Annotated in this window: 17 protein-coding genes; 3 read left to right on the top strand and 14 right to left on the bottom strand. The window is 34.9% G+C overall.

Going from position 1 to position 22,997, the window contains the following annotated elements:
- Positions 1–277: 277 nt before the first annotated feature.
- Positions 278–823 (top strand): stalk domain-containing protein, encoded by a 546-nt coding sequence (locus F8154_RS12130; RefSeq protein WP_151861891.1) that lies wholly within the window; start codon positions 278–280, stop codon positions 821–823.
- 76 nt (positions 824–899) lie between these two features.
- Here the strand turns inward: F8154_RS12130 and F8154_RS12125 are convergent, their stop codons facing one another.
- The 7 genes from F8154_RS12125 to ftsE all read right to left on the bottom strand — a co-directional run bounded on the left by F8154_RS12125 (position 900) and on the right by ftsE (position 10,936).
- Positions 900–1,529, bottom strand: coding sequence for a flagellar brake protein (locus F8154_RS12125; protein WP_151861890.1), 630 nt, complete (start codon positions 1,527–1,529; stop codon positions 900–902).
- Between the two features lie 58 nt (positions 1,530–1,587).
- Positions 1,588–4,452 (bottom strand): excinuclease ABC subunit UvrA, encoded by a 2,865-nt coding sequence (uvrA, locus tag F8154_RS12120; protein WP_151861889.1) that lies wholly within the window; start codon positions 4,450–4,452, stop codon positions 1,588–1,590.
- Between the two features lie 2 nt (positions 4,453–4,454).
- Positions 4,455–6,446, bottom strand: a complete 1,992-nt coding sequence (uvrB, locus tag F8154_RS12115; protein ID WP_151861888.1) for an excinuclease ABC subunit UvrB — start codon at positions 6,444–6,446, stop codon at positions 4,455–4,457.
- 245 nt (positions 6,447–6,691) lie between these two features.
- The gene (locus F8154_RS12110) at positions 6,692–7,909 is read right to left on the bottom strand and encodes a S41 family peptidase (protein WP_151861887.1); all 1,218 of its coding nucleotides are present in this window, start codon (positions 7,907–7,909) and stop codon (positions 6,692–6,694) included.
- Between the two features lie 322 nt (positions 7,910–8,231).
- Positions 8,232–9,359 (bottom strand): murein hydrolase activator EnvC family protein, encoded by a 1,128-nt coding sequence (locus F8154_RS15555; RefSeq protein WP_279237189.1) that lies wholly within the window; start codon positions 9,357–9,359, stop codon positions 8,232–8,234.
- Between the two features lie 13 nt (positions 9,360–9,372).
- Complete coding sequence (gene ftsX / locus F8154_RS12100; protein WP_151861886.1) at positions 9,373–10,269, bottom strand: permease-like cell division protein FtsX; 897 nt, start codon at positions 10,267–10,269, stop codon at positions 9,373–9,375.
- On the bottom strand, positions 10,259–10,936 hold the full coding sequence (ftsE, locus tag F8154_RS12095; protein WP_330577905.1) for a cell division ATP-binding protein FtsE: 678 nt from the start codon (positions 10,934–10,936) through the stop codon (positions 10,259–10,261). Before ftsE ends, ftsX begins: the two co-directional genes overlap by 11 nt.
- Positions 10,937–11,194: 258 nt before the next feature.
- On the opposite strand from ftsE, the gene F8154_RS12090 reads away from it, so the two are divergent.
- Complete coding sequence (locus F8154_RS12090) at positions 11,195–11,767, top strand: 5-formyltetrahydrofolate cyclo-ligase (protein ID WP_151861884.1); 573 nt, start codon at positions 11,195–11,197, stop codon at positions 11,765–11,767.
- A gap of 83 nt (positions 11,768–11,850) precedes the next feature.
- On the opposite strand, the gene F8154_RS12085 is transcribed toward F8154_RS12090, so the two are convergent.
- From F8154_RS12085 to F8154_RS12065, 5 genes are read right to left on the bottom strand one after another with little or no spacing between them, the layout of a single operon-like run.
- Complete coding sequence (locus tag F8154_RS12085) at positions 11,851–13,134, bottom strand: GntP family permease (RefSeq protein ID WP_151861883.1); 1,284 nt, start codon at positions 13,132–13,134, stop codon at positions 11,851–11,853.
- 26 nt (positions 13,135–13,160) lie between these two features.
- Positions 13,161–14,741 (bottom strand): acyl CoA:acetate/3-ketoacid CoA transferase, encoded by a 1,581-nt coding sequence (locus F8154_RS12080; RefSeq protein WP_151861882.1) that lies wholly within the window; start codon positions 14,739–14,741, stop codon positions 13,161–13,163.
- 27 nt (positions 14,742–14,768) lie between these two features.
- On the bottom strand, positions 14,769–15,509 hold the full coding sequence (gene fabG, locus F8154_RS12075) for a 3-oxoacyl-ACP reductase FabG (RefSeq protein ID WP_151861881.1): 741 nt from the start codon (positions 15,507–15,509) through the stop codon (positions 14,769–14,771).
- An 11-nt stretch (positions 15,510–15,520) separates the two neighbouring features.
- Positions 15,521–15,745 (bottom strand): Zn-ribbon domain-containing OB-fold protein, encoded by a 225-nt coding sequence (locus F8154_RS12070; RefSeq protein WP_151861880.1) that lies wholly within the window; start codon positions 15,743–15,745, stop codon positions 15,521–15,523.
- A gap of 4 nt (positions 15,746–15,749) precedes the next feature.
- A complete protein-coding gene (locus F8154_RS12065) occupies positions 15,750–16,913 on the bottom strand; it encodes a thiolase domain-containing protein (RefSeq protein WP_192930286.1) in 1,164 nt (387 codons plus the stop codon).
- Positions 16,914–17,410: 497 nt separating this feature from the next.
- Here F8154_RS12065 and F8154_RS12060 point away from each other — a divergent pair, with 497 nt between their 5' ends.
- Positions 17,411–18,859, top strand: a complete 1,449-nt coding sequence (locus F8154_RS12060; protein WP_151861878.1) for a sigma-54 interaction domain-containing protein — start codon at positions 17,411–17,413, stop codon at positions 18,857–18,859.
- Between the two features lie 80 nt (positions 18,860–18,939).
- Here F8154_RS12060 and F8154_RS12055 read toward each other — a convergent pair whose 3' ends face one another.
- Positions 18,940–21,333 (bottom strand): Lon protease family protein, encoded by a 2,394-nt coding sequence (locus F8154_RS12055; protein WP_151861877.1) that lies wholly within the window; start codon positions 21,331–21,333, stop codon positions 18,940–18,942.
- Positions 21,334–21,474: 141 nt separating this feature from the next.
- Positions 21,475–22,653 (bottom strand): LysM peptidoglycan-binding domain-containing protein, encoded by a 1,179-nt coding sequence (locus F8154_RS12050; protein ID WP_151861876.1) that lies wholly within the window; start codon positions 22,651–22,653, stop codon positions 21,475–21,477.
- Positions 22,654–22,997 lie beyond the last annotated feature (344 nt).

Below are 22,997 nucleotides of genomic sequence, written 5' to 3'. Positions count from 1 at the left end.
AATATATTACTAGGAGTTATGAAATTAAAAAATATGAAAGTACTGATAATTGGTACTTGATTTAAAGAGGATATTAAATCCTTTACTTTTAATGAGGATATATGCATATTATACATGAGAACAGGGATAGAAGAAATTCAATTATCGGTGGATAGACGGTTACAGCAGGGTGTAAAGGACTTTTTGCTGCTTCAAAATATTCAATATGTATAAATTGAATATATTTATAATAATAGGTAATACTCCAAATAAAATACTATTTGGAGGGGAATAATAAATGTTTAAAAGACCTTTGCTTGTAGGACTAATAATAATTTTTGTTTTAAGCCTATCAGTTTGCTGGGGAGCAATAGAATATTATGAAATAAAAGCCTATATAAATAATTATAAAATTTTCTACGAAGGTAAAGAGATACTGACTAACAATGAGTCCTATATATATAACAGTAAAATTCATGTACCTTTAAGGGATTTTGCAGAAGCACTTAGTTTAGAAGTTGAATGGAATGGGGTGGAGGGTGAAGTAAGGCTTTCTAAAGGAACTGTTATAGAAGCATGTAACCCATTTATTAAAGAAGCCTTTATATATGGTATTGTAACAAAGATAGATTGGGATAATAGGCTAATAGATATTGAACAGCACTTAGACCATAATAGCCGAGAGATCTATGAGGAGCTACCAATACTAGAAGATGTAGAAATTGTAATTCAAAGAAATCATAGAGAAATGAAGATAGATTTTAAGGATTTAAGGGTTGGTGATGTTGTTGGTATTATCGTAAATGAAGGTAATGAGGTAAGGGCCATTATTGTAGATGCTTAACAGAAAATCCAACCACATGGATATACTTGTGTGGTTGGATTTGTTATATTAGCAATATTATTATGCTACCCTTATACTACCTTTTTTTTTGCTTTATTTGCTCCTTTGAACAAAATGAAATAATACGCTGTCGATCATTATCAGTAATTCCAATATATTCACAGCCTAAATTCCAAGTTTTATCATTATTATTCTCTATATTACGTAGCACTTTAACGGTTAAAAGAATAGGGGCTCCATTCAAGATCATTTCGAATACAATAACTGTTCCTACAGGAATTGATAGGGATGTTTTAATTAATACACCGCCACCACTAATATCCTTCAGCTTTGCTGGAAAAAATTTAGTGTTTTCTATTCTTTTATCATTTATACCAATTAAATAACACTCAATGTCCTTATCTATTTCTACCCTAACGTATTTTCTACGCTGAAGTACCTTAATATTGTTTTGGGTGGGTATTTCTATAAACAATAAATCATTTTCAAAGCCATGTATTTTACTACTTATAATACATACATTTTTCTCTCCTGGTATAGTACACTTAGCCCTTCTTGGTTCATTTTGAACGTACTTACCATCTATTTTTACAACAAAAAACTTTTTATCTACCATATGAATCTTACCCCAAAAGGAAAGATACGGGGGAATAACATCTATTTCAAGTTTTATTTCAGCATCCTTACATATAAAATCCCTAGACATTATAACGCCTCCCTCAATTGAGTGCTAATTTAATAATACATAATAAATTATTAATTTACTATAGTATTATTTTCTTATTTACACCCATTGGTGGATATAGTAGCTGTTGTAAAAATTGCCCGGTATAGGATTCTTTTACATTAGCCACCTCCTCTGGTTTACCCTGTGCAATAATCGTACCACCCTTTGTTCCACCCTCTGGACCTAGGTCAATAATATAGTCGGCTGTTTTTATTACATCTAGGTTATGTTCTATTACCAATACAGTATTACCAGAGTCAACTAGTTTTTGAAGAACATCTATCAATCTATGGACATCTGCAAAATGGAGTCCTGTTGTAGGCTCATCTAGTATATATAATGTCTTCCCTGTGCTCCTCTTACTTAACTCAGATGCCAGTTTAATTCTTTGGGCTTCTCCACCAGATAATTGAGTTGAAGGCTGTCCAAGCTTGATATAGCCTAAACCGACCTCGTGAAGGGTTTGTAGCTTTCTTTTTATCTTTGGAATATTCTCAAAGAAGGCTAATGCTTCCTCTACATTCATATTTAGTACATCTGAAATGGTTTTACCTTTATATTTAACCTCTAAGGTTTCTCTATTATATCTTTTTCCCTTGCAAACCTCGCATGGTACATATACATCTGGAAGGAAGTGCATCTCTATTTTAATTATTCCATCTCCATTACATGCCTCACATCGACCGCCTTTAATGTTAAAGCTAAATCTTCCCTTTAGATAGCCCCTCATTTTTGCTTGAGGTGTTTGTGCAAAGACGCTTCTTATTTCGTCAAAAACACCTGTATATGTTGCAGGATTTGACCTAGGTGTTCTTCCAATAGGAGATTGATCAATCTCAATTACTTTATCCATGTGTTGAAGCCCCTCTATTGATCGATGCTTTCCTGGTTTAGCTTTAGCTCCGTTAAGCTCATGTGCAATTTTTTTGTATAGTATGTCATTGATTAGTGTACTCTTACCAGAGCCTGAAACTCCTGTTACACAAGTAAAAACCCCCATAGGTATTCTAACCTCAATATCCTTTAGGTTATTTTCCGTTGCACCCAATATTTCTATCCATTTACCATTAGGCCTTCTTCTCTTAATGGGTATTTCGATTTTTTTAGCACCACTTAAATATTGTCCTGTAACGGATTCTTTACAGTTGATGATATCTTCAACTGTTCCCTGTGCCACTATTTCACCACCCTTTATCCCAGCTAATGGTCCTATATCTATTACATGATCTGCATTATATATTGTATCCTCATCATGCTCAACAACAATAACTGTATTTCCTATATCGGTTAAGTGTCTAAGGGTTCTTAAAAGCCTTTCATTGTCCCGCTGATGTAGCCCAATGCTGGGCTCATCAAGAATATAAAGTACACCCACAAGACTTGAGCCTATCTGTGTAGCCAGTCTAATACGCTGTGATTCTCCACCAGATAATGTTCCAGCTGTTCTTGAAAGTGTTAGATAATTTAAACCAACATCTATTAAAAACCTCAATCTTGCATTTATTTCCTTTAATATTTGAGCTGCTATAGTGGCTTTTCTATCGTCAAGCTGTAGACTTACAAAAAAGTCCCTTAGCTCCCCTATAGACATTTCTGTTATACTGTAGATGTTTTTATCACCAATAGTTACCGCCAAAGAAACATCCTTTAGTCGGGCACCATTACATACATCACAGGGGCTCTCACTCATATATTCTTCGATTTTATCCCGCATATAATCAGAGTTAGTTTCTCGATACCTTCTTTCTAAATTAGGTATAACCCCTTCAAATGCAGCAGAATAGGTTCTATTGCCTCCGTACTTTGATTCATACTGAAAAGACACCAGCTTGTCTTTAGTACCATACAATAGGGCATTTATAAACTCATCTGGTAAATCTTTTATTGGAGCATCTAAATCTGCTTTGTATTGGTCTGCTAAGCTCTCCATCATCTTAAAATAATAGGTGTTTTCTGAGTTTCCATTGGAACCAGACCACGGATCAATTCCACCTTGTCTGATGCTTATTTTCTTGTTTGGTATAACCAGCTGTGGGTCTACTACCTTCTTATGTCCGATACCATTACATTCATCACATGCTCCAAAGGGACTATTAAAGGAAAACATTCTCGGAGACATATCTTCAATACCTATTCCATGCTCTGGACAAGCAAACTTAGTAGAAAAAAGAAGCTCCTCTTTACCAATAACATCCACTATAAGCAAGCCATCAGTTAGCTTTAGGATTGTTTCTATTGAATCCGCCAATCTTTGATGGGAATCATCCTTTAATACCACCCTATCCACAACAACTTCAATATTATGCTTTTTTGTTTTTGATAGCTTTATTTCCTCCTGTAAATCCATTACTTCCCCATTCACTCTTACCCTCACAAAGCCTTCCTTTTTTATGTCCTCTAGTACTTTTTGATGTTGTCCCTTTTTACCTCGTATAACTGGAGCTAACAGCTGTAGCTTCGATCCTATATCCTGCTCCATTATTTTGTCTACAATTTGTTCAACAGTCATTTGAGTTATTTCTATGCCACAGATTGGACAATGGGGCGTACCCACCCTTGCATATAACAGTCTTAGATAATCATATATCTCGGTTACTGTACCAACTGTTGATCGTGGGTTTTTACTGGTGGTTTTTTGATCTATAGAGATTGCTGGTGAAAGCCCTTCGATGTATTCTACATCGGGCTTTTCCATTTGTCCTAGAAATTGTCTGGCATAGGCAGATAAGCTCTCTATATATCGTCTTTGTCCCTCAGCGTAGATTGTATCAAATGCTAATGAAGACTTACCAGAGCCAGATAATCCAGTTAAAACCACAAATTTATCTCTAGGTATTTCTAAGTTAATATTCTTTAGATTATGCTCCTTAGCGCCTCTAATAATTATTTTATCCCTTGCCACTTTTACACCTCTTCTTTAGTAGTATTTTCCTTCTTAATTTGCTTTATTTTATCCCTCAGCTCTGCTGCCCTTTCAAAATCTAAGCCTTCAGCTGCCTTTAGCATCTCAATTTCTAGCTCCTCAATTGTTTTTTGAAGCTCCTCTTTTGAAAGCTTATTTTTTGAGTTATATTTATATTCCTCTGTGGCCTCTGCTACCTTTGTTCCCTCAATTACTTCTCTGACCTTTTTAATAATGGTTTTCGGTTCAATGCTATTATCAACATTAAATTGATGCTGTATTTTCCTTCTTCTTTCAGTTTCATTTATAGCCTTTTCCATTGATTTAGTAATTGAATCAGCATACAGAATTACTTTACCCTCAACATTTCTAGCTGCTCTTCCTATAGTTTGAATTAAAGAGGTCTCTGACCTTAAAAACCCCTCTTTATCAGCGTCTAAAATAGCTACTAAGGCAACCTCTGGTATGTCAAGTCCTTCCCTTAAAAGGTTAATTCCAACCAACACATCAAAAACCCCTAGTCTTAAGTCCCTTATAATTTCCATTCTTTCAATTGTATTAATATCTGAGTGTAAATATCTAACTGCTATATCCATTTCCTTAATATAATTTGTTAAGTCTTCAGACATTTTTTTAGTGAGGGTTGTTACCATAACCCTTTGTTTTTTCGCAATTCTTTTATTTATTTCACCTATTAAATCATCTATTTGACCCTTTACAGGTCTAACCTCTACAACGGGGTCCAATAGACCAGTAGGACGAATAATCTGTTCAATAACAGGACCATTTTTCTCTAGCTCGTAGGGACCTGGTGTTGCACTTACGTATAATATTTGATTTACAAGACCTTCGAATTCTGAAAACTGCAGTGGTCTGTTGTCAAGGGCTGAAGGAAGTCTAAAGCCATAATCTATAAGGGTACTCTTTCGTGATCTGTCTCCATTATACATTCCTCGTATTTGAGGTATAGTAACATGGGATTCATCCACTATTATTAAGTAATCCTTTGGAAAATAATCTAATAAAGTGTGGGGTCTACTGCCTTCCCTACGGCCTGTTAAGTGTCTTGAATAGTTTTCAATTCCTTGACAAAACCCAACCTCCCTTAGCATTTCTATATCGTACATAGTCCTTTGCTGTAGCCTTTGGGCCTCCACCAGCTTGTCTGAGTCATGGAGAAATTTAACCCTTTCCTCCAGCTCTGCTTCAATTCTCTTAATTGCTAATTCCAGCTTGTCTGATCCCGTTGCATAATGGGAGGCTGGGAAAATAGACACATGCTTTCTCTGTCCAATTATTTCACCGGTTAAAGCATTTACTTCTGTTATTCTTTCTATTTCATCACCAAAAAAGTCCACACGAATAGCATTCTCTGTAGATGATGCAGGAAATATCTCTACAACATCTCCTCGAACCCTAAAGGCTCCCCTAACAAAATTTATATCATTTCTTTCATATTGTATATCAATTAATTGTCTTAAAACCTTGTCTCTATCCTTTTCCATACCTGGCCTTAAGGAAACCGTAAGCTTTTTATATTCCTCAGGATCACCTAAACCATAAATACAGGATACACTGGCAACAATTATGACATCCCTTCTTTCTAGGAGGGAGGAAGTGGCTGAATGTCTTAGCTTATCTATTTCCTCATTTATCGATGCATCCTTTTCAATATAGGTATCCGAGTGAACAACATAGGCCTCTGGCTGGTAATAATCGTAGTAACTAACAAAATACTCAACTGCGTTATCTGGGAAAAACTCCTTAAATTCACTGCACAGCTGGGCTGCTAGGGTCTTATTATGGGCTATAACCAAGGTTGGCACTTGTAGATTCTGTATTACATTAGCCATTGTAAAGGTTTTGCCTGAGCCTGTTACCCCCAATAGGGTTTGATGCTTATTATTTTTATGAATGCTTTCGGTTAAGTCTTTAATAGCCTTTGGTTGATCACCTGTTGGTGAATATTCAGAATGTATTTTAAACTTGTTCATACTCATACCCCGCAATTCTTAATAAATGCAATTCCTTATCTATTATATCATAATTAGTTTACATAATTAAGCGTGTTTTATGGAACATTTGTTCGTACATTCATATTATACTTCTCCCCATAATGATTGTCAACACTAGGGAAAAATAAAACTAGTTTTTGTAGTGTAATTATAAATCATTGAAAAAACAACGATCATTGTCGTTGTTTTCGCAGTTTCTAGGTTAAAAGTAATGTAATGTATTTTTATTTAAGCTTTTCCTTCATTACCTCAATAGCTTTGATTAATTGTGAATCTTCACTTTCCTCTATGTCATATTTTCCCTGTAGCTCTTCAGGCAGCTCCACAAAAATATGGGGTTCTATTCCACTCCCATGGATATATGTTCCATTAGGTGTAAAATATTGTGATACTGTATATTTAAAGCCTGTACCATCATCTAAAGGCTTTACCTGCTGTACTAGACCTTTTCCAAAGGTTTTTGTTCCAACAATGGTACCTGCCTCTCCATCCTTAACAGCCCCAGCTAAAATCTCTGATGCACTGGCACTTCCTTCATTCACCACCAGAACCAATGGATAATCTACTGATTCCTTATTTGACCTTTCTTCTTCTCGAACACCATTTCTATCTTCAGTGTAGACTATTAACTGCTCCCCCAATAGTATATCTGCAATTTCTATACATTGAGATAATAGACCACCTGGATTGTTTCTTAAGTCCAGTATTAAACCCTTGATGTTTTTCTTTTCCAAGGATTCCAGCTCCTTCTTAAAATCTCCTGCTGTCTGTTCGTCGAACATAGATATTCTAATATAACCTATATTATCATCAAGAACTTGGGACTTTACGGTCTTTAATCTTATTTCTTCTCTTACAATGGTTACGTCAATAATCTCAGCTACTCCATCCCTTTTAATCGACAGCTTAACCTCTGTTCCTGGTTCTCCCTTCATTAGCTCAACAGCATAATTAAGCTTGTCACCAGATATTGCTTTACCGTCAACCGATACTATTCTATCTGAAGTCCTTAAGCCTGCTCTTTCACCAGGAGTATCCTCAATAGGTGATACTACAGTTACATAGCCATCTTCACCTGGTGTAACTATAACACCAATACCACCATAGGAGCCTGAGGTACGGGTCATTAGATCACTGAACTCTTTTTCTGTCATATAGCTGGTATAGGGATCACCTATACTATCAAACATACCTTTAATTCCACCTTCAATTAGCTTTTCTTCATCAAGCTTATCATAGTAATTATTCATGAGATAGTCGTTTAGGCTAAATAGTTTACCGTATTTGTTTTTTATATTTGTATAAAATTCATGGGTTTCATCAGAAATAATTACCTTATCTCCTAACCTAATGGCTATTACATTTCCTATTGTTATGTTTAAGGCAGTGGTTAGCACAACTATGATAATTGCTCCAATTAATGCATTACGTTTACTTATCATTTATCTCTCCCCTTTGGCTGTATACACATGATTTACTTCTCTATTATATAGCTTATTAGAATTAATTATAACATATACTTTTTGTATAAAAAAATCTTTTGTTTGAATTTTCAAATACTGGTTATTTCCTATTGCAGCGTATAGGTGAGAAGCTAGAAGTTGGAGGTTAGAAGCTTGAGAAAAACCATACTATAAGCTCTTGCATCCTGCCTCTAGGCTTTATAAGGGTTTTAGCATTTTGAAGCAACAAATAAAATAGGCCTTTTTCATCAGTCTGAGCCAGAAGAATAATCCTCTGGCTCAGATTGCTTAAATCATTTAATTAGTCTCCCCTTACGTATGGTATGGGGTCAACATATTTTCCGTCTTCCCTTACCTCAAAATGGAGATGTGGTCCCGTTGATAAGCCTGTACTCCCTGCCTCAGCAATTTTGTCTCCCTTGTTTACCTCGTCACCCTCTGAAACAGATAGTTTAGAGTTATGGGCGTATAAGGTAGTTATATCTCCACCATGATCTATAATAACGGTTTTTCCAAAGCCTCCAAGATCTCCAGAATATATTACGGTTCCCATGTTAGCTGCAACTATTTCTGTTCCTACAGGAGCAGGAATATCTATTCCAGAGTGAAAGCGTCTACCCCCTAATATTGGATGAATTCTATTACCGTATGGAGATGAAATTCTAGTGTGACCAGGCACTGGCCATTGCATTTCTCCCCCTATATATTCTTCGCTTGAGGAGGATTTTCGAATAAAATCTTGTATCTCCTTAGCTTCTTTTTCTAATTTATTTTCCATATCAATTAATACTTTTTTGTCTGAAGCTAACTGTTTTCTTATTCCATCCTGCTTTCCCCTTGAAACCACCAATAGCTTTTTCTTATCCTCCACATCATTTCTCATTGTATATAGTCGAGCCTTTTCATTTTCTAGCTTGACCTTTCCATCTTCTATTTTGCTTCTTTCTATCTCTAAGAACTTTAGTAGGTCTACATCATACTCCACAATCCGTTGAATCATATCTAAATTGCTTAAAAGCTCAGGAAAGCTTTGTGAGTTTAGTAAAACCTCTACGTAGGCTATATTCCCATTTTTATACATTGCATTTAATCTTGATCCTAGTAGGTCCTGTTTAGTATCAATGTTTTCTTCGGCTTCTATAAGCTCCTCTGTAATTACATCAATTTTATTCTCTGTTGTTGATATATCCTTACCTAACATTGATAGTTCTATTTCTGTTTTTTCAATTATTAAATCATATTCTTTAATCTGTAGTTGTATTTTATCTAATTGGCTATTAATCTTTTTTATTTCTTCTCTTGTTTTTTCAATTTGCTTATTTTTTTCCCCCAATTGGTTATGGAGAGTATCTAGCTGGTTGGAATAAGCAGCCATACTTGATAGTGCTACTGTAATAATAGTTATAAGTAATAGAACTTTTTTCTTCATCAGTACACCCCCATTAAACCTTTAAATGCTTTCTTAAGGACACTATACTACCTATAGCTCCAACTCCTGAACCGAGGACAGCAAACATAACAACTGTTGTATTCATCATTTCACTTACTGGCATCAAGTAGGCACTAAATACTACTGTAAATTTCCTTGCAATAGCATTGTAGGCATAGCTATATCCATAATAGGTTATAGCCAGTGCTATAACAGCACCTAATAAGCCAAGTACAACTCCCTCCAAAATAAAGGGCCATCTTATAAACCAATTAGTTGCACCTACATATTTCATTATGTTTATTTCTTGTTTTCTTGCATTTAAGGCCAGCTTAATTGTGTTTGATATTATAAACATAGCTATCAAGACTAAAATCATTATCAAGGCTAGTCCTATTGTTCTAATAAATGACGCAATTCTCAGCATATTATCTATTATTTCTTTATAGTATTTAATTTCATCTATCCCATCAATTTTACTAAGCTCCACAACAACAAAATCTGCTCTGTCTAAGGAATTTAAATATATAATATAGGAGTTTGGCAGTGGATTTTCCTCTAGGGTGTCAAGGAGATATCCCTTGTCCCCCCATCTCTCCTTCATATTTAATAATGCTTGCTCCTTTGACTCAAACTCAATGTTGCTTACATCGTTAATGCGTAGAATACTATCTCCTATCTCTGCTATTTGCCCTTGGCTAATATCCTCTTTAAGGTACACCTGTATTGTATCAAATTGCATTTGAGCTAAATCTGCAACATTGTTTATATTAAGCACCAGTATAATAACCAAACCTAGAATAACAAGTGCAGCTGCCACAGAACCAATAGAAGCAAGACTCATATTTTTATTTCTCCAAAGGCCTGTAATTCCTTGTCGAAGCATATAGTTTACTGTTCTAATCTTCATAGCCATATGCCCCCCTTTGCTGATCACGTACAACTCTGCCTTTTTCTAGGGCAATTACTCTTTGCTGCATTATATCGACAATATCCTTGGCATGGGTAGCCATTAACACAGTGGTGCCACGTCTATTAATTTGCCTTAAAACCTTCATAATCTCCCAAGCAGTATCGGGGTCAAGGTTGCCGGTGGGCTCATCTGCTATCAGAACAGCAGGATTATTTACAATAGCCCTTGCTATTGAAACTCTTTGTCTTTCACCACCAGAAAGCTGATGGGGATATTGAGAGGCTCTATCACTAAGACCTACCATTCCCAGTATCATTGGTACCTGCCTTCTAATTTCCTTTGAGGAGGCTTCTATAATTTCCATTGCAAATGCTACATTCTCAAAAACTGTTTTATTTGGCAGTAGCCTAAAGTCTTGAAATACAACACCAATGGTTCTTCTTAAGTAAGGTATTTTTCTGTTGGATAGCTTTGTAACGTCTTTATCTCCAACGTATATTGTACCTGTTGTTGGGTCCTCTTCCTTTAAAAGTAGCTTCAAGAAGGTGGATTTTCCTGCTCCACTGGGCCCAACTAAAAAAACAAAATCTCCCTTTTCTATTTTGAAATTTATATTAGTTAGTGCTTGTACCCCTTTAGGGTAAGCCTTGCTTACATTTATCATCTCTATCAAGTTAATCAACTCCTGAACTCACTTATTATTTCGACATAAAAGCATGATATCCTTCCTTGGGTTCTATAAAACTGTGGTAAATTATTACTATTTTTGGCGTATATAATAACAACAAGTTGCTTATACTAATTATTTATACTTTTTGCTTACTTTCTTATTATAACAATAGTCGACTGTTTAATTCAATTGAATTGATTACCAAAATTCTGTTACAATTATATTACAAGAAATGACAGGAGGAATTTTACCATGAAGAATGAACTCAGAAAATCTGTATTAAAGAAAAGGGAAGCCTTAACTAAGGATTTTATTAAAGCTAAAAGTAAAATCATAGCTACTACCCTTATGGAGACTAGCCATTATAAAAATGCCCATAGTATAATGGTGTTTGTGTCCTTTAGAAATGAAGTTGATACCTACGATATTATTCAGCATATACTGTCATCGGGAAAGAGGGTGTTTGTACCATTAGCTAACCCCAAAACCAAAGAACTATCAATCTGTGAGATTAAGGATTTCCATAATGACCTAGAGATAGGTAACTTTGGTGTCCTTGAACCAAAAAAAGAAGCCCTAAGGCTTGTTTCTCCACAAATTCTTGACTTAATTATTGTACCAGGCTTGGTCTTTGATGACAGGGGCTACCGTATTGGATATGGTGGTGGGTTTTATGACAGATTTCTAAGTGAAATCCCCAATATACCCACAGTTTCCTTAGCCTTTGAAATGCAGATGGTGGACTCTGTTCCCTTTGATAATTACGATATACCTGTTAGATATATAATAACCGAGGAAAGATTCATAAAGTGTAAACAGAGTTAAAGGGAAAAAGCGGACAAAATGTCCGCTTTTAGGCTGTTGAACTGAATCACATCTTTTTTTTGTACGCTACAATTGTAATTCCTTTAAACTACACCTAAGCTCCCCAGTATTATTCCTACAACAGTAGCCAAAATAGGAATTACTGTTGCTACTATAAAAATATGAAAATAAGAAGTTTTATGAGTCATCCCTGTTATTGCTAATAATGTAAGTACTGCACCATTATGTGGTAATGAATCTAATCCTCCACAGGATAGAGAAGCTATTCTATGAAATACAGCAGGATCTATACCCGAGGATATAGCTAACTGGTAGTATTTTTCTCCTAAAGCTGCAAGAGCTATTCCCATACCACCAGAGGCTGAACCGGTTGCACCAGCTAATAAATTAACTGCTGTAGCTAAAGATATTAAAGGATTCCCTTCAATTCCCAGAACCATTGCTGTTAAATTGTCGAAGGCTGGCACCGCTCTAACCACTGCTCCAAAACCAACAGCAGCGCTTGTGTTAATTATTGCTATAACTGAGCTTGAAGCTCCTTTGTTTATTGATTCTGTAAATTTAGTGTGCATTTTAATGTTTAATAGCATTAGTAAAAATATCCCTGACAATAATGCTGGTATAACATGCCACTCTAATAGGTTTAGTGTTATAATTACAGTTATTAGAGGTAAAAATGAAACAAATGGATTTGGTAAGCTAGATTCATCTACTTCCTCTAGTTTTTGTTCAGGTTCTGAGAAAACATCACCCTTAGCAGCTAATTTCTTTTCTGCCCATACTAGATAGATGTAACCCCCAACTCCCATAATTAATCCACCAATAATACCAATTATTGGAGCAGCCGTAGGAGTTGTTTTAAAATAATCCATAGGTATCAGATTCTGAATTTGAGGTGTTCCTGGTATACCTGTCATTGCAAAGGTGAAGGAACCTAGTGCTATTGCACCTGGTATAAGCTTTCTAGAAATATTTGCTTCTCTAAATAATGCTACTGCTAAAGGATAGATGGCAAATACAACAACAAATATACTTACACCACCATATGCTAATACACCACAACCAACTACAACACCAAGAATAGCTCTTTTGGGTCCTATCATTTTTGTTATCCATCTAGCAACAGCCTTCGCAGCTCCAGTGTCTTCCATTAGCTTGCCAAATATAGCACCTAACATAAATACTGGGAACCATGACTTTGCAAAGGCAACGAATCCACCCATATAGCTTTCAGTATAGGTAGGTAAAAGCTCAACGCCACCAAAAAGAGCAACAACCATTGCACAAATCGGAGCTATCCATATGATGGACCATCCCCTATACGCGAGAAACATAAGTAATGCTAATCCTAAAATAATACCAAACATCTTTTCTCCCCCTTCTTCTTGTTTTATTAAATATTACTTAATTCTTTTTTTAAACCCATCAATTCATTTTTAAATATCCTTAAATCCATCATTTTAAGGTCTTTTGCAACTAGTGGTTTGAATTCCATTTGTCCATATATATCTCTGTCTAAATCCACCCCTGGAGCAATTTCTACTAGTGTAAGTCCCTCTGATCTATACTCAAACACTGCTCTTTCAGTTACTAAGGTTACCTTTCTACTATTTTTCTCCCTTTCATATATTCCATTAAATGTTATCTGTTCAACCTTATCAATAAACTTCTTTACTTTCCCTTCCTTAATTATTACTAACTTATCATCAATAATCTTTGTTTCGAGTCCTCCTGCAGTAAAAGCACCACAGAAAACAACCTCTTTTGAATTTTGAGAAATATCTATAAATCCTCCACAGCCTGCGATTTTCGGTCCAAATTTTGAAACATTAAGGTTGCCTTCACTATCGCATTGTGCCATTCCAAGGAAAGTAATATCAATTCCTCCCCCATCATAAAAATCAAATTGATATGGCTCATCTATAATTGCTTCTGGTCCTATGGCACTACCGAAGTTTAAACCCCCTAAAGCTACTCCCCCAATCAATCCAGGTTCTACAGAAGCTGTAAAATACTGATTTATTCCCTCTTCCTTTAGTACATCTGCTACTCCTTCTGGTACACCTATACCATAATTTAAAACCCGTTTTGTTAGGTCAATCTGCATTGCAGATCTCCTTGCAATTATCTTCCTTTCATCTAAAGGTAATTCCTTAATTTTTTCTTCAAAAACTACTCTGTTGGAGATAAAATCTTCGTTGAATTGGGTTCCAGCTGTTTGCATATGATTCTTTATGTCATCAACAACTACAACTGCATCAACCATTATACCTGGAATTTTTACATCCTTCGGATTTATAGTACCGTTCTTCACTCTTTTTTGTACCTGAACTATTACTTTCCCTCCATTGTTCTTTGCTGCCGTGGCTACTGCCAAAGATTCTAGAGTTAAAGCTTCATTTCTAAGACTAATATTTCCATTTTCATCTGCCTCTGTACCTCTAATTAAAGCAACATTAATTGCTTGAGCTTTATAAAATAAATATTCTTCACCATCTAGGCTTATTTTTTTAACTATATCTTCTGTTGTAATTTCATTTAATTTACCACCTTCAAAATCTGGATCAACAAAGGTTCCTAAACCTACATGAGTAATAACGCCTGGTTTTTTAGCTGCCATATCTCTAAACATCTGGCATAATACTCCTTGTGGAAAATTATAAGCAACGATTTTATTCTCCACAACCATAGGTATCATCCTCTTTATTAGACCATAATGACCACCTATTGTCTTTTTTAACAACCCTTCGTGGCATAAATGATTTAATCCTCTTACAGTTTCTCCATCACCTACTCCTGATGCCCACATAACACTTAAATTCTTAGGCTCACCAGTTGCTAAGAATCTATTTTCTATTTCTAATAGTATTTCTTCAGTAGCTCCTGTTAATAAGAATCCACAGGTACCAATAGAAGCACCATCTTGTATCATATAAGCAGCATCTTTTGATGTAATAAATTTAGCTCTACCCATAAAATCCTTCCTTCCAAATAGATGTTATTAAATAACTATACCACCACTTACTTCTATTACAGCTCCATTTACATAGCTTGCTTCATCAGATGCTAAGAAAGCATAAACATTGGCAATTTCTTCAGGCTTTCCTAATCTCTTCATTGGAACCTTATCTTCCATTGCTTTTATTACTCTTTCAGGCATGGGGTCTATAATTGAAGTTGCAATAAATCCAGGACATACAGCATTTGTTCTTATGCCTTTTCTACCAAGCTCTTTAGCCCAGGTTTTTGTAAATCCAATTACCCCAAATTTTGTTGCAGCATAGTTTGTTTGACCAAAATTACCGTATATTCCAACAATAGATGATGTATTTAAAATCACTCCATAATTTTGATTTATCATAATATCAACAACTGCTTTAGTACATAAATAAGTTCCCTTAAGGTTTACATCAATTACTTTATCAAACTGATCATCTGTCATATTTTTCAGCTGAGCGTCCATAATGATTCCAGCATTATTTACTAAAACATCAATCCTATTGTACTTTTCCATTATTACTTTTACCATCTCAGCGATCTGCTCTTTTTTAGTTATGTCAACCATGAATCCAAGGGCTTCTCCACCATTTTCAACTATAGAATTAACGGTTTCATCAATTGCATTATCATTCAAGTCAATAACAACAACCCTAGCACCCTCTTGTGCAAACTTAACTGCAGCAGCTCTACCTATTCCATTACCTCCGCCTGTTACAAGACAAACTTTATCCTTAAGTCTCATATTGACTCCTCCTAATTTATAAATTTATATATTGGATTACCACTTTCATCTGTTTTAAATAATTCTACCTCCATACCTATATGGATTTCTTTGTTCTCTTCATATCCTTCTATTCTCGATAAAACTCTAGAATCTTTATCCTCTACTATAGCAATTACATATGGAGTTTGATCTTTGAAATCTTCAGAAGCAGTATAAATAATTGAGTAAGTATAAATGGTAGCTTTTTTATTCATCACTTTACCTCCCCTTGAAAACGTTTACCACGCATGTAGCCGCAGTTCCACCCAAGTTATGATTTAAGCCTATATTTGCATTCTTTATTTGTCTTGCTCCAGCTTCACCCCGTATCTGGGTTACTACTTCATTTATTTGACTTAAACCTGTTGCGCCTATAGGGTGACCCTTTGCTTTTAAACCACCACTTGTATTTATTGGAATTTGCCCGTCTAATGCTGTTTTTCCTTCTGCTAGTGCCTTTGCACCTCTTCCTTTTTCAAAGAAGCCTAGATCTTCAGTATTAATTATTTGTGTTATTGTAAAACAATCGTGTACCTCTGCAAAACCAATGTCCTTTGCTGTAATTCCCGCCATCTTATATGCCTCATTAGCTGCTTTAACGGTTGCTTCTAAAGTTGTTATGCTCTTCTTACCTGCTAGAGTTAATGAATCTCCTGCATGACCAGTACCTATTACCTCTACGACTCTCTTTTTAGCTATTTTTTCTGCAACTTCAGTAGCAGCAAGTACTACAAAAGCAGCTCCATCTGTTACTAATGAACAATCATATACCGTAAGGGGATGAGCAACAGGGAACCCATTGAAAACCTGATCAATAGTTATTTTCTTATGCATCTGTGCATTAGAGTTTAATAGTGCGTTATCGTGATTTTGAACAGCCGCCATTGCCATTTCCTTTCTTACATCCCCATACTCATAAAAGTATCTGTTTGCTATCATCGCAAATAAGGAAGGAAAGGTGGAACCTAGATTAACTTCGTACTCAAAATCTGCTGCACTAGCAAGACCAGTAGTTATTGTTTCAATTGGTTTGTGGGTCATTTTCTCTACACCCCCAATTAATACAACATCATAAATCCCAGCTGCAATTGCATTAAGACCCTGTCTAAATGCCAAACTTCCCGTTGCACATGCTCCTTCTGTTCTGATAGTTGGGATATGTCCAATTTCTAATGTCTCAGAAGCTAAGGCCCCTATATGGCTTTGGATGGACCAATAGGATGCATTATAGTTACCCATATAAAGTGCTTGAATTCTTTCTTTTTCAATTCCAGCATCCTCTATAGCTTTATTGCCAGCTTCTTTAATTAGCATTCTAATTGATTTACTAGTTAACTTTCCCATTCTAGTTTCACCGATTCCAATAACCGAAACACTTCTCAACACAATCACTCCTTTCGTCATTTTTTATAGTTTTAACTATTTAGTAATATATGAGCAATTTTTATGCCAACTTTCATATCTAAGCTTATTCCGCTTACTTTCTAGCTTGGCGGCTCTTATCTACCGCTTAAGAAGCGTGAGTGTTAGTAACGCCGCTGAGATAAAATAATGAAGATAGATACATGCTTTCATTATTCAAGCTTATATAATTTGACTAATAGTATCTGATTGTTAATTTTCAGATAATATGTAGCCATTACACTACACGTTAACATTTATATACACAATACTCTTTTTTTATCTAGTAAACAGATGTTGTTATAGTTATTAAAAATGTACTTAATTATGTTTTCTTTCTCTATTAAGCCTTCTTTAACTCTGTTAAAAAATACAACTTAAAACAAATGTTTGATTATTACATTTTATTAAAGGATATTTCCAATTCTTTATAGAATATTGTTGTATTGAAATTACATATTTCTTAGTGAGGGATAAGTATGAAAAATGGATTAAATAAGGATGATTCCTTAAAGCAATTTGAAGAATTAAAGCGCCAAAGCCTGATATTTGAAAAGATACTAGATATATCGGAGGATGGTTTCTTAATCATTGATGACAATGAGAAAATTATTAATATTAATAAGGCTTATTGTGATTTTCTAGGACTAGACAAGGAAAAAATAATAGGAAAGCCTGTCTTAGATATTATTAAGAACTCTAAACTACCTCAAATACTCTCTACTGGAGAAATCGATATAGATGTAATTCACAAATTAGTAAGAGGTCAAGCTTCTAACAATGAAAAATACGTGTTTGTTGCAAGAGCTCCAGTAAAAAATAAAGATAATAAAATTATCGCGGCTGTTGGTCAAGTAAAGTTTTCCCTCAAAACTGTTGCCTTAGCAAAAAAATTGCAAGACCTTGATATGCAACTTCAATACTATAAAAAAGAACTGACAAGAGTTATAGGAAATCAATACTCCTTTGAAAATATTATTGGCCGAAGTAACAACTTCTTAAGTGTTAAAAAAATAGGAGAGAAGGCAAGCAGAAATGATTTTACTGTTTTGATTAACGGAGAGACTGGTACTGGCAAAGAAGTATTTGCCCATGCAATCCATCTGGCCAGCAATAGGAGAAATAAACCCTTTGTAAAAATTAATTGTGCTGCTATTCCATCTCAACTACTTGAGTCCGAACTCTTTGGATATGAAGAAGGTTCTTTTACAGGTGCAAAACGTGGGGGTAAAAAGGGTAAATTTGAATTTGCTAACGGAGGAACAATTTTTCTTGATGAAATTGGAGATATGCCTTTAGATATGCAAGCTAAGCTCTTAAGAGTCTTACAGGAAAGGGAAATTGAAAAAATAGGAGATTATAAAACTATTCCAGTTGATGTAAGAGTTATAGCTGCTACAAATCAAGACCTTAGTAAAAAAATAAAGGATGGAAGTTTTAGAGAGGACTTGTATTATAGGCTTAATGTCATTCAAATTAATATACCTTCCTTGAAGGAGCGTTCTGATGACATTGAACTTTTTGTAAATTATTTTCTCGATGAGCTTAATGAAAAGTATGAAACGAATGTAGAGATATCCGCAAAAGCAAAAAAGGTACTTGTTTCATATAGTTGGCCAGGAAATGTAAGAGAACTAAGAAATGCAATATATAGAGCCTATGCTTTAGTTGATGAAAACATTATTCTCAAATCTCATCTCCCAACTTCTTTACTTGCTAATTCCAAAATAAATATGAATAATCATTATAAATTTTCTAATAGAAATCTTGAGACTATACTACAGGAGTTTGAAAAGGAGATAATCCTCGAGGTGCTTAAAAAGAATAGCATTAACAGGAAAAAAACAGCTGAAGAGCTTGGTATCCATAGAGTTACTCTATATAAGAAATTAGAAAAGCTGAATATTAATAGTGAGTCTTTTGAATAAAGCAGAGTCACTATCTATCTACAGTTTTTTATCTGTAAAATCCTTGGTGCAAAAGGAAAAAAGCGGACAATATGTCCGCTTTAGCTGTCTTTATCTTCTTCTTCACTTACCTTATTAAGCTTTTTAACAACAAGATAATTTATACTGCCAACTGGATATATTCCCTCTTGATTCTTTTCTCCTGCTGCAATGCCTGTTAGTATTTCTATTCCCTCGTCTACGTGACCTATTGCATATATGTGGAATGTGTTATTTTTAACTGCATCAATAACCTCTTCCTTTAGCATTAGGTTCTTAACATTTTGCTTAGGTATTATTACTCCTTGTGTTCCAGTTAGTCCCTTTATTTTACATACATCGTAGAAGCCTTCAATTTTTTCATTAACTCCACCTATTGGTTGTATTTCTCCTTTTTGATTAACAGAGCCTGTAACTGCTAAATCTTGCCTTAGTGGTACCTCCGCAATGCTAGATAGTATTGCATATAGCTCCGTACTTGAGGCACTATCACCATCTATCAGTGAATAGTTCTGTTCAAAGCTAACACTTACTGATAGGGACATTGGTTTTTCTTGAGCAAATTTACTACCAAGATACCCACTTAGTATTAAAACTCCTTTATCATGTATACTACCACTCTTTTTTACTTCCCTTTCGATGTTAATTATTCCTGGCTTGCCTCTATAGGTGGATACAGTTATTCTGCTGGGCTTACCAAAGCTATGCTCTCCTGTACCCATAACTGCTAAACCGTTAATTTGACCTATCTTTTTACCTGATACATCTATAAGCAGGCTACCCTCTTTAAACATTTCATTAAGCTTCTCTTCGTACTTACTGTTTCGATATATTTTTTGTTGAATAGCCTTTTCAACATCCTTTTTAGTTACATAATCATTATTTTGAATGTTTGCCCATTGATCTGCCTCATAAAGAACCTCTACTATCTGATTAAAGCGGGATGATAGCTTCTCCTGATGGTCGGCAATTCTCGAGCTGTATTCCATAATTCGTGCCACAGCAGCCTTATCGAAATGTCTCATGTTCTCCTTCTGACAATGCTTTGCTATAAACATTGCCATACGGAAAATATTTTCCTTATCCTTTACCATTTCAACATCGAAATCTGCCATAATCTTAAAGAGCTTTCTAAAATCCTCATCCATTTCATATAGCATCCTATAAACATAAGCATCGCCAATTAATATAACCTTTAGGTTTAGTGGTATAGCCTCTGGCTTTAAGCTGGATGTTACTATATAACCCATAGTCTTGTTTAATGACTCTATATTTATTTCACCAGTTTTTAATGCTCTTTTAAGGGAGTCCCACGCAAGGGGCTGGAGTAAAACCTCTCTTATGTTTAAGATTAAAAACCCACCATTGGCAGTATGTAAAGCCCCAGGCTTTATTTGTGTAAAGTCTGTCTTTAAGGCTCCCATTTCATTTCTGTATTCTACTGCTCCAAGTATATTTGTAAAGGTCGGGTTTGTTTCATTAATGATTGGTGCATGCTTCAGCTCAGAATTATTAATGAAAAGATTAACTTTGTATCTATTGAAAAAGCTTTCGTCATTTTTCATTTGTAGCATCAATAGCTTCTGGGGGTTCTCACCACTATCGTCTTTGTTAAACTTAGAGATATTATCAACAATGTCGTGCTCCAGCTGATTAATGTATTCCACTATTTTATCTCTATGACCATATCTTTGAACGAGCTTTTTTATGAAGTAATTAATAACACCATAGCCTACCTTTTCATCTAGCTTCTTAAGGTGTATCCGCATTTCTTCCTCTAGTCCCTTTAACTGATTAAAGATTTCAAGTGTTTCCATGTTTAACTGATTGGATTTATCTCGAAGTTTCTGTATTTCATCCTCTGAAAGATTAGAGTATTCTTCCTGTTTCATTGGTCTACCCTCCAAAAGAGGTACTGTCACAAGCCCCTGCTCTGACTCCTTAAACAAAAACCCATGCTCCCTTGCCTTTTCATTTAATTGATTTACAATATGTTGATTCTTTTGCTGATACTTCATAAAAATTTCATTTTTCTGTGTCTCATAATCTGTTCCCTGAAATAAAGTTGGTATTTCCTCCCTTAGCTTTTCAATTGCTGATTCTATATCCTTTTTAAACTGCATAGCTAATCCGGCTTCCATATTTAATGCCTTTGGTTTATCAGGGTTTTTAAAGTTATAAACATAAACCCAATCATCTGGTATGGGCATTTCCTCAGCTAACTTTTCTGTTATTGAATTTGCATAGCTACTTCTTCCTGTCCCACTTAATCCTGCAATATAGATGTTATAGCCCTTTTTCTGCATTCTAAGACCAAAGGCTAAAGCTTCAACTGCACGATCCTGTCCAATTATTCCCCTAAGTGCCTCCAAATCTGCTGTTGTATTAAACTGAAAATCATCAATATTACATTTGCTTGTCAAGCTTTCTGGTGTAAGGCGTAGCTTATTATCCATAAGATTCCTCCTTTTTCTCTTCTCTTTTTAATATATACCTAATTTAGTATTATTTAAATATAAAATTCAAAACTTTTTGAAATACTTTTTTAGTGTAAAAATGTAAAAACACTCCACATAAGGAGTGTTTTTATAAGACTACTATCTTTTACCCGCAGCAATTTCAACATTAACTTGATGCTTTCCATCGGATTTTCCATCCACATGTCTTGTACTATTACCAAAATATAAATCCGAATGACCTTTGAAGCTGTTATTTTTTATATATTCAATATCATGGGGCATTGAGCTGGCAGATGCCGCAAGCCTTCTACCATCCACCTCTACAATTACTGCTCTTCTGCTCCAGCTATAATAGCCACCCCATACGCTTTTCATTATGGCAGCGTCATTACTTGTTAATGGTTCAACATCTGCATGGTTAGCTCCTATAGTTCTTTTCATGGTCCAGCTTTTACCAGTGTTAAAATCAACTACTTCAAAAACCTTACCTATAGGTACCACATACTGTGCTTCTGTCCACCAGTCTAAATATTCACCATATTGTGGTCCTGGTGTAGGCTTTACTGCAATTTTATATACTGGTACAGTTATTTTATCACCTATGTTTAATATATGATTGTTCTTAAAGCCATTTACCTGTAGTAGCTCATAAAAAGGAATTTCATACTGGATTGATATATTCCATAAATCATCTCCCCTTACTACTGTATGGGTAATAAAGGTTTTTTGATTTGTCTTTGGTAGCTGATTATCAGTAGTTGGCTTATTTGTTTTACTTGGAATAATAAGCTTTTGTCCAACATAGATATAATCCCATTCCTTTAGGTTATTGGCAGCTAAAAGCTCCTTATGTGATACATTAAATTTTTGGCTTATGGTCCAGGGGGTATCATTTTTAATTACAGTATAAGTAGTATTTGCATTTTCACCTTTAGGTGCTGAGGTGGGAATTAATAGCTTTTGCCCTACATAGATTTCATCGCCAGCAGTCAACCCATTAAGCTTTAGTAATTGGTTTAAATCCACCTTATATCCTTTACTTATCTTCCAGGGTGTATCTCCCTTAACAACAGTATGTACTAGTTCATTTGAAATATTTACTTTGTCACCTATGTTTAGTGTTGGGTTTGAACGATATTGTGGATTAAGCTGATAAATCTTACTCATTGAGATATTATACTTTTGGGATATTTTCCATAGTGTATCTCCACTGGAAACATGATGCACTTGATTTCCAAAGGCAGAAATACTTGAAAGGGTAAAAACACTTGTAGCTAATGCTGTGGCTGTAATTATTTTTTTAAGTTTATTGTTCATTTTATGTGCCTCCTCAATCTAATTCTGTAAATAAACTTACTATTAATTATTTCGTTAAAGGCCTTCAATATCCTTGATGTAATTAATGGTTTTACAGGTATGGATAGGGAATGGGGAATAGAGAATAGAGAATAGGTAATAGGGAATATGGAATAGGGAATATGGAAAACAAGAAAACATAATTAAAAGTTAAGAGTTAAGAGTTAAGAATTAAGAATTAAGAGTTAAGAGTTAAGAGTTAAGAGTGAAAAGATAATACAAAATTGAAAATGGAAAATTGAAAATGGAAAATTAAAACACAAAATAGAAATGTTGAATGTTAAATGAAAAGACAAAAGATAAAA

The organism is Alkaliphilus pronyensis (assembly GCF_009017275.1).
In the GTDB taxonomy this organism is placed as follows: Bacteria; Bacillota; Clostridia; order Peptostreptococcales; family Natronincolaceae; genus Alkaliphilus_C; species Alkaliphilus_C pronyensis.
Note: the sequence above shows the minus strand (reverse complement) of the source record. Positions and strands in the feature narration are given on the sequence as shown.